The organism is Bacillus sp. N6 (assembly GCF_052805735.1).
The window spans coordinates 3,392,212-3,406,990 of record NZ_CM127843.1 but is presented as its reverse complement, the minus strand read 5'-3'; the positions used below and the strand labels follow the sequence as shown (position 1 = coordinate 3,406,990).

Genomic DNA, 14,779 nt, shown 5'->3' with positions numbered 1-14,779 from the left:
TATACCTCCAAGTTTTAATAAAAGTTTTGCAATAGCTTCTCAATATCTAATACAAGATTTTTTAATAAACCTAATTTTGTACGTATATCAATATAATAAAAATTCTTTGTACCTTCTTTTCTCATTAAAATAATGCCAGCTTCTCGTAAAATCTTAAGGTGATGTGATACTGCTGGACGGGAAAGGTGTGTTTGCTTCGTAATTTCTCCTACACGTAATCCTGTTTGACATTCTGTTTCCATTAGCACTAATAAAATAGCTTGACGTGTTTCATCACCAATTGCCAATAATACTTTTTGAGAATCAATAAAATCTTTTTTTATAATATTTAATTGTTCTTGTTTATTCATTTCAATCACTTTGCCTCCAGGTAATTAGTCGAAAGGTTTAAGATGATGAACCATTACTTCGATACGGTAATGCTACATGATTGTTGTACGAGGTGCAATATTGAGAAAGAAAATCGAGACGAATGAATTTTTTATTGTTGAAAATTATAGGGAGATAGAAAAGGGATTGGAAGGATTACATAACACAATAGATGAAGTTTTAAAAACAAAAAATGATGTAACAATAAAATAAGCGGTCGTAACCTTGTATAATCCATAAGGTTACGACCGCTTATAATGTTTGTATTATTTTTGATTTTTACGATAGAACATGGTTCAACGTAAAGTACATTCTTTTGTTTTACACTTTCATACAGACACAATTCAGGTGGATTATAGATGTATGAAAAGGTAAAAGGAATTTTGGGGCATAATCTATCCATATGATAATTCAAAATGAAATATAAGTCTATATTTTAATGTTTTTTTTGATTATATTTATGTCACTGAGCTCAGAACAATGATGTGGAGGGTAAATATATGAAATCCAATTATGTACCAGTTTTAATTGTTGGAGGGGGATTATCTGGGTTAGCGTCTGCGTTATTTCTTGCAAAACATAACATTGAGTACTTACTTATTGAAAGGCATCCGTCTACTGCCATTCATCCGAAAGCAGGCGGTCTTACTTTACGTACAATGGAGTTATTTCGAGAATTAGGCTTGGAAAAAAGAATTAAATTGGCAGGTAAAGCATTAGAGAACTGCAGAGGAAGAATAGCGGTTCATACAATAGCTGAGGCGAATAAAGAAGAATTGGAACAAATGAGAGCGACGCAATACGGAAACGATGAAGAGTTACTTCAAAAAATAGAAAAGATTAGTCCATCAAAACAAACTGCGTGTTATCAAATTATTTTAGAAGAGATGATGTTACAAGAAGCGAAAATATTAGGCGGGCAACTATCTTTTTATCATGAATTAGTTTCATTTGAACAAAATGAAAACGGGGTAAAAGCAACGATTCGAAATCGTGAAACAGAAAAAGAAAGTGTCATACATTGTGACTATGTAATTGCAGCGGATGGAGCGAAAAGTAAAATACGTGAGCAGTTAGGGATTAAAACTGAGGGTCGTGGAACCATTGGTGGCTATTATATGAATATTTATTTTGAAGCTGATTTAAGAGAGCTTATACAAGGAGACGCATTCGGTTTTTCGATGGTACTTCATCCGGAGGTTCTTGGTGCACTTATCCCGGTTGATAACGTAAAAAAATGGATTTATCATGTAGCCTACGATCCATTAAAAGGAGAGGGGCTAGAGGACTTCACTATAGAACGTTGTAAACAAATTATTCAAATAGCAATTGGAAGTACAAATGTTGAATCAAAAATATTAAGTGTTTTACCGTGGGAAGCGGCCGAAAGTACAGCGGTGAAATTTCAAGAAAATCGAATTTTTTTAGTTGGAGATTCAGCACATATTATGCCGCCAACAGGAGGATTTGGTTCAAATACAGGAATACAAGATGCGCATAACTTAGCTTGGAAATTAGCGGCTGTTATAAAAGGGAAGGCAAAACCAAAATTGTTAGAAACATATCATGAAGAGAGACACTCTGTTGCAAAATTAACGACAGCTTATGCAAGTAGTTTACTGTTTCGTGCTGCGAAGAGAGAGGAAGGCAGTTTGAATAATATGGATGGTTTAGCTGTTACAGTTGGATATCAGTATTGTTCAGAGGCGATTATAGATAATTCAGTCACTCCACATAGAATGGATAGCATAGAGTTGAACGGAAGACCTGGAACGCGAGCGCCACATTTATGGGGAACGTATGAAGGAAAGGAAGTTTCTATATTAGACTTATTCGGTAACAGTTTTGTATTACTTACAAGAGTAGAAAATAGTTCTTGGGCTGAGGCAGCACATGCTGTTTCAGCTAAATTAGGAATAAATATAAAAGGGTATCGTGTTGGCTTAAGTGGAGACTTTGTTGCTCCAGAAGATATTTTTAGCAAATTATATGGTATAGAGAATGGAGGTGCTGTATTAATTAGACCAGATGGCTTTATCGGATGGCGTTCGGAAAAAACAGTAGTAAATCCAGATATAGTATTGGAAGAGGTAATGAGAAATTTATTATGTGATTTTTAAGTAACTACAGAAATATTGTTTTATGTGCTTCACTGTACTGAAAAAAATATTCACAAATTTCAATAGGTTTGATATGATTAAATTCGACAAGTTAATAGAGGCCGGAGATATTTGAGAAAAGCCATAAATTTATTTAGGGATACAGGAGTGTAGCCTAAATAATTTATGGCTTTTTTTATTGAATGAACCGTACAAAATAGGGAGTTACATGTGAAAAGGAGGGCTATAGGAATTAAATAGGATAATACTAGTTTTCTATATTAATAATATAGAGAAAGTATATTTGTAAGATTGGAATTTTAATATAGGTTTATAAAAATATTGAAAGTGTGTCTTCTATTTCGTGTAAATCTCATTAGCTTGTTGAAATTTGCAACGTAGGAAGGGTTAGAAGGATGAGAAAGATTATTAGCGTTTTAGTTATTTTCTTTATGACGGGGAGCATCTTTGCTGGGGGAGCTGTTCATGCGAAAGCAGAAGGAAAGCATGAATGGAATACGAATAAGTTTTTAAATATTGCACATCGCGGAGCAAGTGGACATGCACCTGAACATACTTTTGCTTCTTATGATCTAGTGAAAAAAATGAAAGCGGATTATTTAGAGTTAGATATTCAATTAACAAAGGATGGCCAATTAATTGCAATGCATGATACAGCAGTTGATCGCACTACAAATGGAACAGGCGAAGTACGTGATAAAACGTTAAGCGAAATAAAGAGTTTAGATGCAGGATCATGGTTTAATAAAGCGTATCCAGAAAAGGCTAAGCAAGAGTATGTTGGGCAAAAAGTTCCAACTCTTGAAGAAATTTTTCAAAAGTATGGAAGAAGTATGAAGTATTATATTGAAACAAAATCACCAGATGTGTACCCAGGAATGGAAGAGAAATTGTTGGCGTTGTTACAAAAATATAATTTAGTAGGTCAAAACATGTCTTCTAGCCGTGTTATGATTCAATCATTTAGTAAAGATAGTTTGAAAAAGATTCATAGTATGAATGAAAATATTCCGTTAGTTCAATTGCTTTGGTATTATCCAAATGAAAACAATGAAATTGTCGAATGGTCTGGCATTACACATGAACCGAAAAGTGTAACGAATGATGATTTTCAAGAAATTAAAAAGTATGCAGCTGGTATTGGACCAAACTTACGTAATGATAACGGAGAACTAATTATTGATGAGTCATATATGAAAATGGCTAGGAAAAATGGACTGTTAATTCACCCTTATACAATTAACGAGAAACCTGATATGAGACTGTTAATCAAATGGGGTGCTACAGGAATGTTTACAAATTATCCGGATCGATTACATAGTGTATTGAAGGAAAAATAAGTGGAAAAGGGTATACCAGTGTTTTAGGTATACCCTTTTTAATTTAACTCCCCGATAAACAGAATCTCTTTTTCATAGCATTCATCTTCATCATAAATAATTTCTTGAAAGCGAAGTGTTTGGAAGGAATGATAAACTGAAATTTCCCATGTCTCCCAAAAATCAATTTCATTTGAAAGAAGGATCCATTTTTGACATTCACTATTTCTATTAAAGAAATTATGAAAATAGTCCTCATTTTTAAATATAATGATTTGCGAATCCCACAAATTATTTATAGAAATCAAAACAACAACTCGATATGTATGTGTATCGCTCGGTTTCATATTTATTAAATGATTTGCTTGATTTAATAAGGTTTGAATACACAATCGTTTTACTTTTCTAGGTGTTTTACGAGAGGCAATAAAAGCTTGCGAAACTGGCAATAGCATATTCCAATATTTATCGTTATAGAAAGTAGAAGGGAATGTTTTTGTATGTTCCTCAATTCGCTTTATCATAGTGTTTGTTTTTCGTTTCATACCACGTATTTTCTTTTCACGCATTGAGAGTCATCTCCATAAATTTTTGTAATGCAGCAGAGTGATATATATCTTTTCTAGTAATAAAAGTAGTAGGAACTTTTTTGAAGCTATTTGGCAAAGGATTGAATGATATGTCATGTTTATGACCATTTAAAATAGACTTCATCATAATTGCTACGCCCATACCTGATTTTACACATGCGAGTATCGCTTCAATTGTTCCAAACTCTAATACTCGTTTAGGTGAAATTCCTTCTTCTTGAAGCCAATCTTCTAATAAATTTCTATAATAGCACCCGTGACTAAATGCAAGTAAATTCATGTCTCCTATGTCTTTAAAGGAAGATAAAGGCTTTTTGCTAATGAGAACTAATTCTTCTTCATGAAATATATTTGTATGAAGTTCAGCATGCTGAGTGGTTCCAGCGATAAACGCCCCGTCTAGTTTTCGTTCTAATACAAGTCTAATCAATTGTTCCGTCGTATTTGATTCTAAAATCAATTCGACTTTTGGGTATTCCTCATAATAGGCCGTTAATATAGATGGAAGTCTTACAGCGGTTGTAGATTCTGTACATCCAATTTTTAAAGTGCCCCTTGGTTCGATCCCATTACTTTGAACTGCTTTAATAGATTGATCCATTAAGTGGATAATTTGTTTAGCGTATGTTAATAAAATCTCACCGTTAGAAGTTAAAGTTACACCTTTTCCGTTTCGGTAAAATAAAGGTACACCTAGTTCGTTTTCTAGTTGTTTCATACGCATTGTTACGCCAGACTGTACATAGTTTAAATTTTTAGCTGCGTGAGATATGTTTTTTTCTTTCGCAACTTCGTAAAATACAGTTAAATCTTTTATATCCAAGTATCATCCCTCCATAAAAGGTATCATTTTTTTTGATGGATTACATGATAAATCTTTATTTTATATGATATCAGAACTTTCATACAATGGAAGGGGATGGAGGGATTATTGTGTTAATGGAAGAAAGGATGAATGGTACTTATAAGTGGGTTATGTTAATTTTTGCGACAGTTGCTCAAACAACAGCGACACTTATAACGTATGGTGTTGGAGCATTTGCTTTATTTTGGAAAGAAGAATATGCACTTACGAATACGGAGATTGGATTGTTAGTAAGTGTTGTAAATATAGGACCGCTATTTTGTATGCTTTTTGTCGGGCGGCTACTTGATCAATACAATGAAAAGTTGTTAATTTCGATAAGTTCATTTTTACTAGGGGGTTCGTTTTTACTGACTAATATGGTCAATGGATTTAATGGGTTACTCTTTGTACTTTTATTAGTAGGAACGTTTTATAGTGTTTCGCAGCCAGGAGGAAGTAAGGTGATAATGAAGTGGTTCTCAAAAGAAAATCGCGGGTTAGCGATGGGGATTAGACAAGCCGGTATACCGATTGGTGGTACATTAGCGGGAGTATTGATCCCGTTTCTTACAATAAAATATAATATGGCCTATGCGGTAAATAGCATTGCATGCATTTGTATAATTGGAGGGTTTTTATTTTTTATATTTTATAAGGAACCATATATTCAAGAGAAAGTTAAACAAGAACGTAGTAAACTTTCTTTTTGGATGCAGTTAAAAGAAGTGATGTGTAAAAAAGAGTTGTATGCAATTTATATAACTGGCATTTGTATGATTTCATTGCAAATGGTGTTAGTTGCACACTTTATAAAATTTTTAGTATTGGAACAATCAATCACGCCAATTTTAGCTGGAAAAGTATTTTCCGTTATGTTCTTTTCTGGAATGGTTGGTAGGGTTATATTAGCAGCTACTAGTGATTTATTTTATAAGGGGAATAGGCGTACCCCCTTATTTATAACTGTTTGTATTTCTATTTTCTTCATTCTAATATTAGTAATGAGCATACATACAATAACGAATGTATTGTATGGCGTAAGTGCATTGTTAGGGTTCTTTTCAATTGGATGGTTTAGTCTTTTTATAACTGAAGTTACGGAATCAGCAAGTGAAGAATCGGTAGGGATGACAGTGAGTTTTGCACTTACATTAAATCAAATTGCTATTATTGTTGCGCCTGCTTTATTTGGTTATATTGTAGATAAGAAGGGATATACGTACGCGTGGTTATGCATAGTTGTATTACTAACTATTTCAGCGGTTAGCTTATATAGGAAGTATAGAAAATGAAGGAATGTTAGCAATGTGAATTTTTTATGAAGAAAGTCTAAAGAAATGTTGAATGAGCGACATTTCTTTTTTTATTTGTTGTATAATCAAAATGTAAATGAGATTCGTTTTCAATTTCGTTCATTACCTCTTTTGAAATTACCTGTAATTTTAGCTATAATTAGCTGTTTTTCTTTATCGTTATTTGCATGATTTATTTTATTTAAAAATTTTTCAGCATCATTCCCTTTTAATATTTTAATTCGTTTTCCGTAATATTCAATTAATTCCATGTTGTTTTTTATTATCCGATAATGAAACATCTTATCATCTAAACGATTGCGTTTATCGGTATTTTTCATATTACATCTCCATTCTTTTTAGTATGTAACAAATGTTACAAAAGAATTTGAAATTATAGTTTAATGCATCCGATTGTATGTTGGAAATTTTGCAAGAAAGAAATACAATAGAGAGTAGTAAAAATTGAAAATGAGAAAAAGGAATCTAGTTTTAACAGAGTGAATATTAAATAATATTATAATATACTTGATAATTAAAAGATATAAAATAGAATGGATGTACGTTAAGTGAAACTAGATAAAAGAGGGTTCCTAGTATGTTAAAGAAATGGTTAATCGTTTTCTTTATTTTTGCTGTTTTTTGTGGAAGTGTTGTTACACTAATACATGCAAATAAAGGAAAAAAATATGATACAAAGGCATTTTCTAATGTAAATAGTAAGCAAAAAGATGTTAAGCAGGAAGTTGATGCGAATGAGAAAAAGCGTTATGAAATTGCAGCTGGAAAACTAGATCAGTACTTAAAAGATAAAGGATTTAATGGGAGTGTTCTTGTAGCAAGTAAAGATCATGTCATTTTACGAAAAGGCTACGGTTATGCGAATGTGAAAGATCAAGTATTAACAACGCCAAGAACGAAATATCGCATTGGGTCTATTACGAAAACAGTAGTTGCAATATCTATTATGCAACTAAAAGAAAAAGGGAAGTTGAACATTGAAGACAATGTAAATAAATATATCCCATCGTTTCCGGCAGATAAAAACATTACGTTACGAAACTTGTTAACACATACGTCTGGATTACCAGAACAGGGACAAGGTAGTGTTGACGCAGCATCACGGTTAAAATTAGTAACGTGGATTGGGGCACAAACGTTACAATTTCCAGCAGGGACAGGATGGAAATATACAGATTATAATTATATGGTGCTTGCATATATTGTAGAAAAAATATCGAATAAACCACTTGCTGAATATGTGAAAGAAAATATTTTGACTCCTGTTGAAATGAATGAATCTGGAATGGGCGCAACACTCCCAGAAGATATTTTCTTAGCAGAAGGGTATACGAAAAAAGATAATAAGTTAATAGCCACGCCTCGCTTAAAAATGAACTGGCTGTATGGTTGTGGTGAAATGTATACGACTGTTGAAGATATGAAAAAGTTAGATGAAGCTATTATGGATGGTAAACTACTTTCCAAACAAAGTGTATCAGATATGTTTTCTGCATCACCTGCAAGAAAATATGGATTTAGTTTCTATATTTACCCAGATTATTATCATAACCACGGTGTATTAGCTGGCTGGAACACTTTTAATAATTTTAACTGGGATAAACGAACGTTTGTCATATTATTTTCTAACGTCCAAAATGGTATGAATGATGCATTTAATCAAGAATTTAGGAAAATGGCGAATGATTTAATAGAAGGAAAGTAATTATAAAAAAATCGGTATTGATATGTAATTATCAATACCGATTTTTTTATTTTGTAAAGTTTTACTTACTGAATAAAGTGAAACTTTAATCAGCAGGGCCCCACCTAACTTCTTTGCTTTCGCTGAATTTTGAGGTGGGGGTCTTACTGCCCACAAATGGCGGGATAAATAGGTAAAAAAGGTGATTGGCATTTGAATAAATCTAAATAGGTAGTTAAATGATAAGTAATGCAAAGAACAATTGGTAATTTTTACATTGATAAAAAAGCTTGAGCTTCACACTATGTGAAGCTTTACAGTATTGGAGACAAGAACAGGAGGTTGGAAAAATGAAAAAAGCAATAAAGTTTTGTTTAATAGCTACATTATCTACAACGATTATTAGTGGATGCTCTTTTGAGGGTAACAATGAAAATGTTAAAGGGAAAGAAGGAGAAAAAGTAGAGGTACAGAAAAACGCTGGGAAATATACGATGCCAGATGAAAAAGATAAACATGAAGGTACATGGCTGCAATGGCCACATGAATACACATATGGTGAAGAGTATAAGCAGGAAGTTGAACCTATTTGGGTTAAGATGGCAAGTGCTTTAACTGAGGGTGAGAAAGTTCACATTGTTGCATATGACCAGGAAGAAAAGGAGAGAATCAATAAGCTTTTAACAGATGAAGGGTTAAATATGGAGAAGATTGATTTCTTTATCGCGCCTACTGATGATGTATGGGCAAGGGATAGTGGACCAATTTTTGTTTATGACAGCAACAAAAATCTCAAAATATTAGATCCAGCATTTAATGGTTGGGGGAAGAAGACACCTTATAAAAATGATGCTCAAATACGTAAGAATGTTAGTAAACAATCAGGAATTGAAAGAATTGATTGGGGGAAATTTGTCCTTGAAGGCGGCGCAATTGAATTAGACAGCAATGGGACTGCTTTATTAACTCGAAGTGCGGTAACGAATAAAAATAGAAATCCTGATTTATCAGAAAAGGAAATTGAAAAATATATAAGTGACCTTGGGGTATCAAACTTTATTTGGTTAGACGGAGTACCTAATTTAGATATTACGGACTTTCATATTGATGGATTTGCTAAATTCCATAATAAATCTACCATTGTAACGATGAAAGAAGATGACCTAGCTGAATGGGGTTTATCTAATAAAGATATGGATACATTGTTAGATGCCAAAAATGCTTCAGGACAGAAATATAAGTATGAATACTTGCCGCTTAGTAAAGAAAAGGTTGCTTTAGAGAATGGAAAAACTCTCGATTATAAGGGATCGTATATCAATTATTATATTGGGAATACAGTTGTATTAGTGCCTAATTATAATGATCCGAATGATAAAATCGCAAACGATACGATTCAGAAGTTATACCCAGATCGTAAAGTAGTCGGTATTGATGTGAGAGAGTTGTATAAAAACGGTGGTATGATTCATTGTGTGACACAACAACAACCAATTGCATTGAAGTAATTGATTGTAATTTCGTTGTGCTGCTTATATAGACAAAATAGGTGAAATCTTATCTTTACCTATTTTGTCGTTCCTTATTATTTGTAAAAATAAAATTTAAATATAATGATAATTGAATTGTAGTGTATGTTCGCTTTTCGTTTTATATGGTAAAGGAGAAAAATGTTTGTGTTAAAGAATTTTAAAATAGTGTTTTCGTATTTCCCTATCGTTTTACAGTACATTTTAAATGTAGCTTTAATTTGCTTAGGGGTTGTTCTAAGTGTGTTTCTTATGAAAGAAGTCATTCAGTTTATACAAGAACTGAAATTGGATGGTAATGAATCTAGTTATCATTTAATTGATAGTATCGTCGTATTCTTTTTGTACTTTGAATTCATCGTAATGATTATAAAGTATTTTCAAATGAATTTTCATTTTCCATTACGATATTTTATATATATAGGTATAACAGCTATTGTTCGTCTTATTATTATAGATCACGATAGTCCGTTAGATTTATTGTTATATGCCTGTGCAATCTTTGTATTAATTAGTGCGTTGTTCATTGCGAATTCTAAAATGATGCGTCGTGATTTAGAATAGTGAACATTTGTTGTTGAATTAAATAAGATATTTTATCTTTTTGAAAAAAGGAGTAACGGTATTGAAAGAAATAATCTTAACCAGCCTCATAATGATAGGGTTTATGATTCTATTATTTAATTGTATACTTTCATAATTTAAAAGAATAAAAGGTTAATAGAGAAAGAGGTTTTTGTAAATATGGTTCAGTACAATAATCAAAATAGTTTACATCAAATATTTACATTAAAAGGGACAATTATAAGAGATATTTTCCCGCAAATCGTATTATATACGTGTATTTCAACTATAGTAGCTGTAATTAATTATTACTATGCAGAAATAAATATAAATCAGACTCCTTGGGTAATCGTAGGAGGAGCTTTAGGATTACTATTAGTGTTTCGTACGAATACTGCCTATGATCGGTACTGGGAAGGTAGAAAGCTCTTTGGCACGATTGGTGCTTGTACTAGAAATTTAGCAATTAGTTTTTTATGTCATTGGGATTCTAAAGGGAAGAGTATGGAGCAGGAAAAAATAAAATTTTTACATTTATTAATTGCATTTCCAAAGTTAGCGAAAGGACACTTGAGAGAGGAAAAAAATCTATCTGAAGTGAAATCATTGCTCGCTGTCTGTTCTGAGAAGGAAAAAGCACTTTTGGTTGAGTCCAATCATTTACCGATTAGTATAGTTTTTATGTTGAAAACTATACTATCAAAAGGTTTGAAAACGGGGCAAATTCATCCAAATGCGATAATTAGTATGGAAATGGATTTGAATACGTTACTTACATCTGTGGGTGGATGTGATCGTATCAAAACAACACCTATTCCTTTTGCATATTTTGCTCATATAAAAATTTTATTGATTATATTTTGTGCGACTTTACCGATTGGTCTTGTTGATAGTCTCGGATGGTTTACAGTACTTGCGACTACGTTTATAAGTTTTGCATTCATAGGTATTGAAGCAATAGGGGTTGAAATTGAAGATCCCTTTGGTCAGGATCCAAATGATCTTCCGCTAGAAGGAATTTGTATAGGAGTAGAAGCGCATTTAGTGAATTTATATAATCAAAACGATCTATTAGAAGTAATGGGTTTGAATCTTGATACAAAAATCATTTAATCATTTATTGTTGTTTTAAAATAGGTTATTTAAAAAACTTGTCAAGAGTCAATTTAAGGCTTAACGTCAGCTTTATATTTTTTATATAAATATATAATATTTCTCCATGCTATAATCCATTCATGAAATATACGCGGTTCATGAGTTGTAATGAAAAGAGAAATGAATTGAGGAATAGTTGGCTTTGTGAAATCAGTTATGTAACTACTATTAAAAAGCGAGGTAAATAATATGGAACAAAAACATAATGGGATTATTTTTACTGCAATACCAGACGAATCGAATGAATATTATCAACCATTTTATGAAGACTTGATTTACTTTAATGAATGTTTAAATGAAAAGAAATCAATTGCGGATCAACTTATATCTTTATCTGTTGAAGAACAAGACTTTCATACGAGCTGTTTTGAGTATGATGATATTTGGCTAAGAGATGTTGCACCGGTTGTCACAAATCATCTAGTTAAATTTAAATATCGACCAAATTATTTGCCAGATGATCAAGGGCGATATTTAGATCAACAGTTTAATAAATGGTTGAAAAAGAATGACTTTGAATATGTGAAATCCCCATTAATATTAGATGGTGGTAATCTTATTTGGAATAAAAAAGATACCGTAATATTAACAGAACGTATATTTGATGATAACGATGATTGGACAGAAGAGGAAATTATTGAGCAGTTAGAATGGGATTTAGATGTGAGTCGAGTTATTATTATTCCTGCTGAAGAAGGGGATGTACTAGCACACGCAGACGGAATGGTTAAATTTATTGATGAACATACAATGTTTATTAGTGATTTTTTAGGAGATCATGAATTTAGATATAGTGTTCAAGAGATTATTCAAGAACAAATGCCAGAAGCTGAATTTATAGTTGTTCCTTCATCATATACAGAGAAAGGACAATATGATCAAGAGATAGCATCAGCAAAAGGGTTGTATATAAATATGTTAGAATCATGTGATGCTCTTTATGTTCCTAAGTTTGGACTAGCCAAAGATGAGGAAGTTTTACGATATATTCAACAGTATACGGAGAAGCAAGTTATTCAAATTCATGTAGGAGAAATATCAACAATGGGAGGCGCAATGAATTGTTTAACGTGGTATTGTCCAAGCCATTTGTTACCTTCGAAAATGAGAAGATTGAAAAATCAGAATGAAGATTTTTCAATGAAGAAGATTTTTGATTGGTTTTAATAAATAAGTAATGAAAAGAAAATATATTCAAGGAGTATTGATATGTATACCATCGCTGAGTTTTCTCGGATTTGTAAAATGAGTACGCGGATGTTAAGACATTATGACAAAGAGGAGATATTAAAACCGGCATATGTGAATCCGGTTAATGGGTATAGGTATTATGAACAAGAGCAGCTGGAAGTAGCATTGAAAATAAAAAAGCTAAGGGAGTATAAATTTCCTCTTCCAAAAATTAAAATTGTTTTGCAGTCATCGGATCAAGATTCGTTTGTTCAACATATACAATCACAAATTATCGAGTTGTCTCATGAAGTGAAGCAAAATTTACAGGTTATTTCAGAAATGAATGAAATGGTAATGGTGAATAGTAGTCTAAATATTGCTCGCCATAGAAGTTACGATATATTAATGGGAATGAGGAACGAAGTAACGATAATTACTCAAAGAGTAAAAATAGATATAGATGATATAGATGATTATTTTTATGACTTATATGAAGAGGTACAAAAAAATAACTTTCAAATAGTCGGTTCGCCATCTGCAGTCTTTTATGATGAAGAATATATTCCAAGTAACAGTGATATTGAATTAAGAATCCCGGTTATGCAGGGGAATGATGAAGATGTAGTACAAGAATATGAAATGAAAAAACTAAGTCCACATCAAATCGTTACTACTATGCATTATGGAAGTTACGACTATATAGGTTACGCTTATATAGCGTTAGAAGAATGGGTTGAAAAAAATGGGTATGTAATAGTTAATTCGCCATATGAGGTTTATATAAAGGGACCTGAATGTGATTGTTTAGCAGAAGAGTATGTGACACAAATTTGTTTTTTAGTTACGAAAATAGAATGAGAATAAGGATTGACATTAACATTATGTCAATCCTTATTCTATGTACGAAAGCAATTTATCATAATAAAAAGGTGAAATAAAGAGTCACCTTATAAAGTTGCTACAAGTAAATGAAGATATTCCTGTTGACCTTAACACGATGTCAAAGTATAGACTGTACGTACATTCATATAAGGGGTGAACACGTATGAGAAATATAGAAAATAGTTTGTTTTATATGCCTGCGGAATGGGAGAAACATGAAGGTACATGGCTCCAATGGCCACATGATAAAGCACATAGAGGTGAAGGTTATAGAGCTAAGTTAGATGATATTTGGATATCGATGGCAAAGGAGCTTCACTATGGAGAAAATGTCCATATTGTTGTATGTGATGAAGAAGAGAAAATACATGTCCAATCGAAGTTAATGGAAGCTAATGTAAATATGGATAAAATTGATTTCTTAATTCAAGAAACTGATGATATTTGGATAAGAGATAACGGACCAATCTTTGTAACGGATAAGGAAGGGAATCGCTGCCTAACACACTGGATATTTAATGGTTGGGGAAATAAATATCCGTACGAAAAAGACGCTAATATTCCGAATAAAATAAGTGAAATGTATCGCATTCCAAAAGTTGAATCTAGTGTCTGTCTAGAGGGCGGGGGAATTGAGATAAACGGAAACGGGACCTTAATGGCGGCGAAAACGTCTATTATAAATGAAAATCGAAATCCCACACTAAGTCAGAAAGAAATTGAAATGGAATTAACGAAATATTTAGGAGTAACGAATTTTATATGGATAACTGGTATACGCGGAGAAGATAATTATGATGAAGATACGGATTATCATATTGATGGCGCGGCACGGTTTGTAAATGAAAATACGATACTGTATGAATATGATCCTTTCGGTGAAGGAGAGCCATACCTTTTGGAGGCGTACGAAAAGCATTATCAAGAATTACGACAAGCGAAAAATATAGATGGAAAGCCATTTCAGCTCATTCCAGTACCAGTAACAAGAAAAGTGGTAAAAGAAGCAGACTGTAAGGGTTCATATTTGAATTTTTATATTGGTAATGAAGTTGTATTAGTTCCTGTATATGGTGATGAACATGACAAGTTAGGGCTGCAAATTATTGAAGGGCAGTTTCCAGGAAGAAGAATTGTCGGTATTTATGTGAATGAATTGTATGCGTATGGTGGTATGATTCACTGTGTGACGCAGCAGCATATAGAATAGAGTAATTCAAATGAAAAAGCATGC

15 protein-coding genes are annotated in these 14,779 nt (G+C 32.5%); 11 read left to right on the top strand and 4 right to left on the bottom strand.

The features are described 5' to 3' along the window. Nucleotides 1–14: 14 nt before the first annotated feature. Nucleotides 15–359, bottom strand: a complete 345-nt coding sequence (locus tag ACUXVC_RS17560) for an ArsR/SmtB family transcription factor (protein WP_000571870.1) — start codon at nt 357–359, stop codon at nt 15–17. Nucleotides 360–426: 67 nt separating this feature from the next. Between ACUXVC_RS17560 and ACUXVC_RS17555 the strand changes: the two genes are divergently transcribed. From ACUXVC_RS17555 to ACUXVC_RS17545, 3 genes are all read left to right on the top strand, one after another. Continuing rightward, nucleotides 427–582, top strand: coding sequence for a hypothetical protein (locus tag ACUXVC_RS17555; RefSeq protein WP_003271153.1), 156 nt, complete (start codon nt 427–429; stop codon nt 580–582). Between the two features lie 287 nt (nt 583–869). After that, on the top strand, nt 870–2,489 hold the full coding sequence (locus tag ACUXVC_RS17550; RefSeq protein ID WP_095690425.1) for an FAD-dependent oxidoreductase: 1,620 nt from the start codon (nt 870–872) through the stop codon (nt 2,487–2,489). Nucleotides 2,490–2,884: 395 nt separating this feature from the next. Further along, nucleotides 2,885–3,829 carry a glycerophosphodiester phosphodiesterase gene (locus tag ACUXVC_RS17545; protein WP_001226340.1) on the top strand — a complete coding sequence of 315 codons (945 nt, stop codon included), beginning with the start codon at nt 2,885–2,887 and terminating at the stop codon, nt 3,827–3,829. Nucleotides 3,830–3,867: 38 nt separating this feature from the next. Here ACUXVC_RS17545 and ACUXVC_RS17540 read toward each other — a convergent pair whose 3' ends face one another. Continuing rightward, complete coding sequence (locus tag ACUXVC_RS17540; protein WP_446025787.1) at nt 3,868–4,377, bottom strand: DUF3916 domain-containing protein; 510 nt, start codon at nt 4,375–4,377, stop codon at nt 3,868–3,870. Next, the gene (locus ACUXVC_RS17535; protein ID WP_016512498.1) at nt 4,370–5,221 is read right to left on the bottom strand and encodes a LysR family transcriptional regulator; all 852 of its coding nucleotides are present in this window, start codon (nt 5,219–5,221) and stop codon (nt 4,370–4,372) included. Before ACUXVC_RS17535 ends, ACUXVC_RS17540 begins: the two co-directional genes overlap by 8 nt. Before the next feature lie 86 nt (nt 5,222–5,307). Here ACUXVC_RS17535 and ACUXVC_RS17530 point away from each other — a divergent pair, with 86 nt between their 5' ends. Further along, the gene (locus ACUXVC_RS17530; RefSeq protein ID WP_446025786.1) at nt 5,308–6,537 is read left to right on the top strand and encodes an MFS transporter; all 1,230 of its coding nucleotides are present in this window, start codon (nt 5,308–5,310) and stop codon (nt 6,535–6,537) included. Between the two features lie 110 nt (nt 6,538–6,647). On the opposite strand, the gene ACUXVC_RS17525 is transcribed toward ACUXVC_RS17530, so the two are convergent. Beyond that, nucleotides 6,648–6,878: a hypothetical protein gene (locus tag ACUXVC_RS17525; protein ID WP_095690427.1), complete on the bottom strand. Its 231-nt coding sequence runs from the start codon at nt 6,876–6,878 to the stop codon at nt 6,648–6,650. Between the two features lie 257 nt (nt 6,879–7,135). Between ACUXVC_RS17525 and ACUXVC_RS17520 the strand changes: the two genes are divergently transcribed. The 7 genes from ACUXVC_RS17520 to ACUXVC_RS17490 all read left to right on the top strand — a co-directional run bounded on the left by ACUXVC_RS17520 (nt 7,136) and on the right by ACUXVC_RS17490 (nt 14,755). Continuing rightward, the gene (locus ACUXVC_RS17520) at nt 7,136–8,263 is read left to right on the top strand and encodes a serine hydrolase domain-containing protein (protein WP_000915203.1); all 1,128 of its coding nucleotides are present in this window, start codon (nt 7,136–7,138) and stop codon (nt 8,261–8,263) included. A gap of 329 nt (nt 8,264–8,592) precedes the next feature. After that, nucleotides 8,593–9,750, top strand: coding sequence for an agmatine deiminase family protein (locus ACUXVC_RS17515; RefSeq protein ID WP_016080772.1), 1,158 nt, complete (start codon nt 8,593–8,595; stop codon nt 9,748–9,750). 168 nt (nt 9,751–9,918) lie between these two features. Then, nucleotides 9,919–10,335: a phosphate-starvation-inducible protein PsiE gene (gene psiE, locus ACUXVC_RS17510; protein WP_000916570.1), complete on the top strand. Its 417-nt coding sequence runs from the start codon at nt 9,919–9,921 to the stop codon at nt 10,333–10,335. Nucleotides 10,336–10,515: 180 nt separating this feature from the next. Further along, entirely contained in the window at nt 10,516–11,448 is a 933-nt protein-coding gene (locus tag ACUXVC_RS17505; RefSeq protein ID WP_071731252.1) for a bestrophin family protein, read from the top strand. 231 nt (nt 11,449–11,679) lie between these two features. Further along, nucleotides 11,680–12,657, top strand: coding sequence for an agmatine deiminase family protein (locus ACUXVC_RS17500; RefSeq protein ID WP_000435519.1), 978 nt, complete (start codon nt 11,680–11,682; stop codon nt 12,655–12,657). Between the two features lie 42 nt (nt 12,658–12,699). Beyond that, on the top strand, nt 12,700–13,521 hold the full coding sequence (locus tag ACUXVC_RS17495; RefSeq protein ID WP_000287980.1) for a MerR family transcriptional regulator: 822 nt from the start codon (nt 12,700–12,702) through the stop codon (nt 13,519–13,521). 187 nt (nt 13,522–13,708) lie between these two features. Next, on the top strand, nt 13,709–14,755 hold the full coding sequence (locus ACUXVC_RS17490; protein WP_001244187.1) for an agmatine deiminase family protein: 1,047 nt from the start codon (nt 13,709–13,711) through the stop codon (nt 14,753–14,755). Nucleotides 14,756–14,779 lie beyond the last annotated feature (24 nt).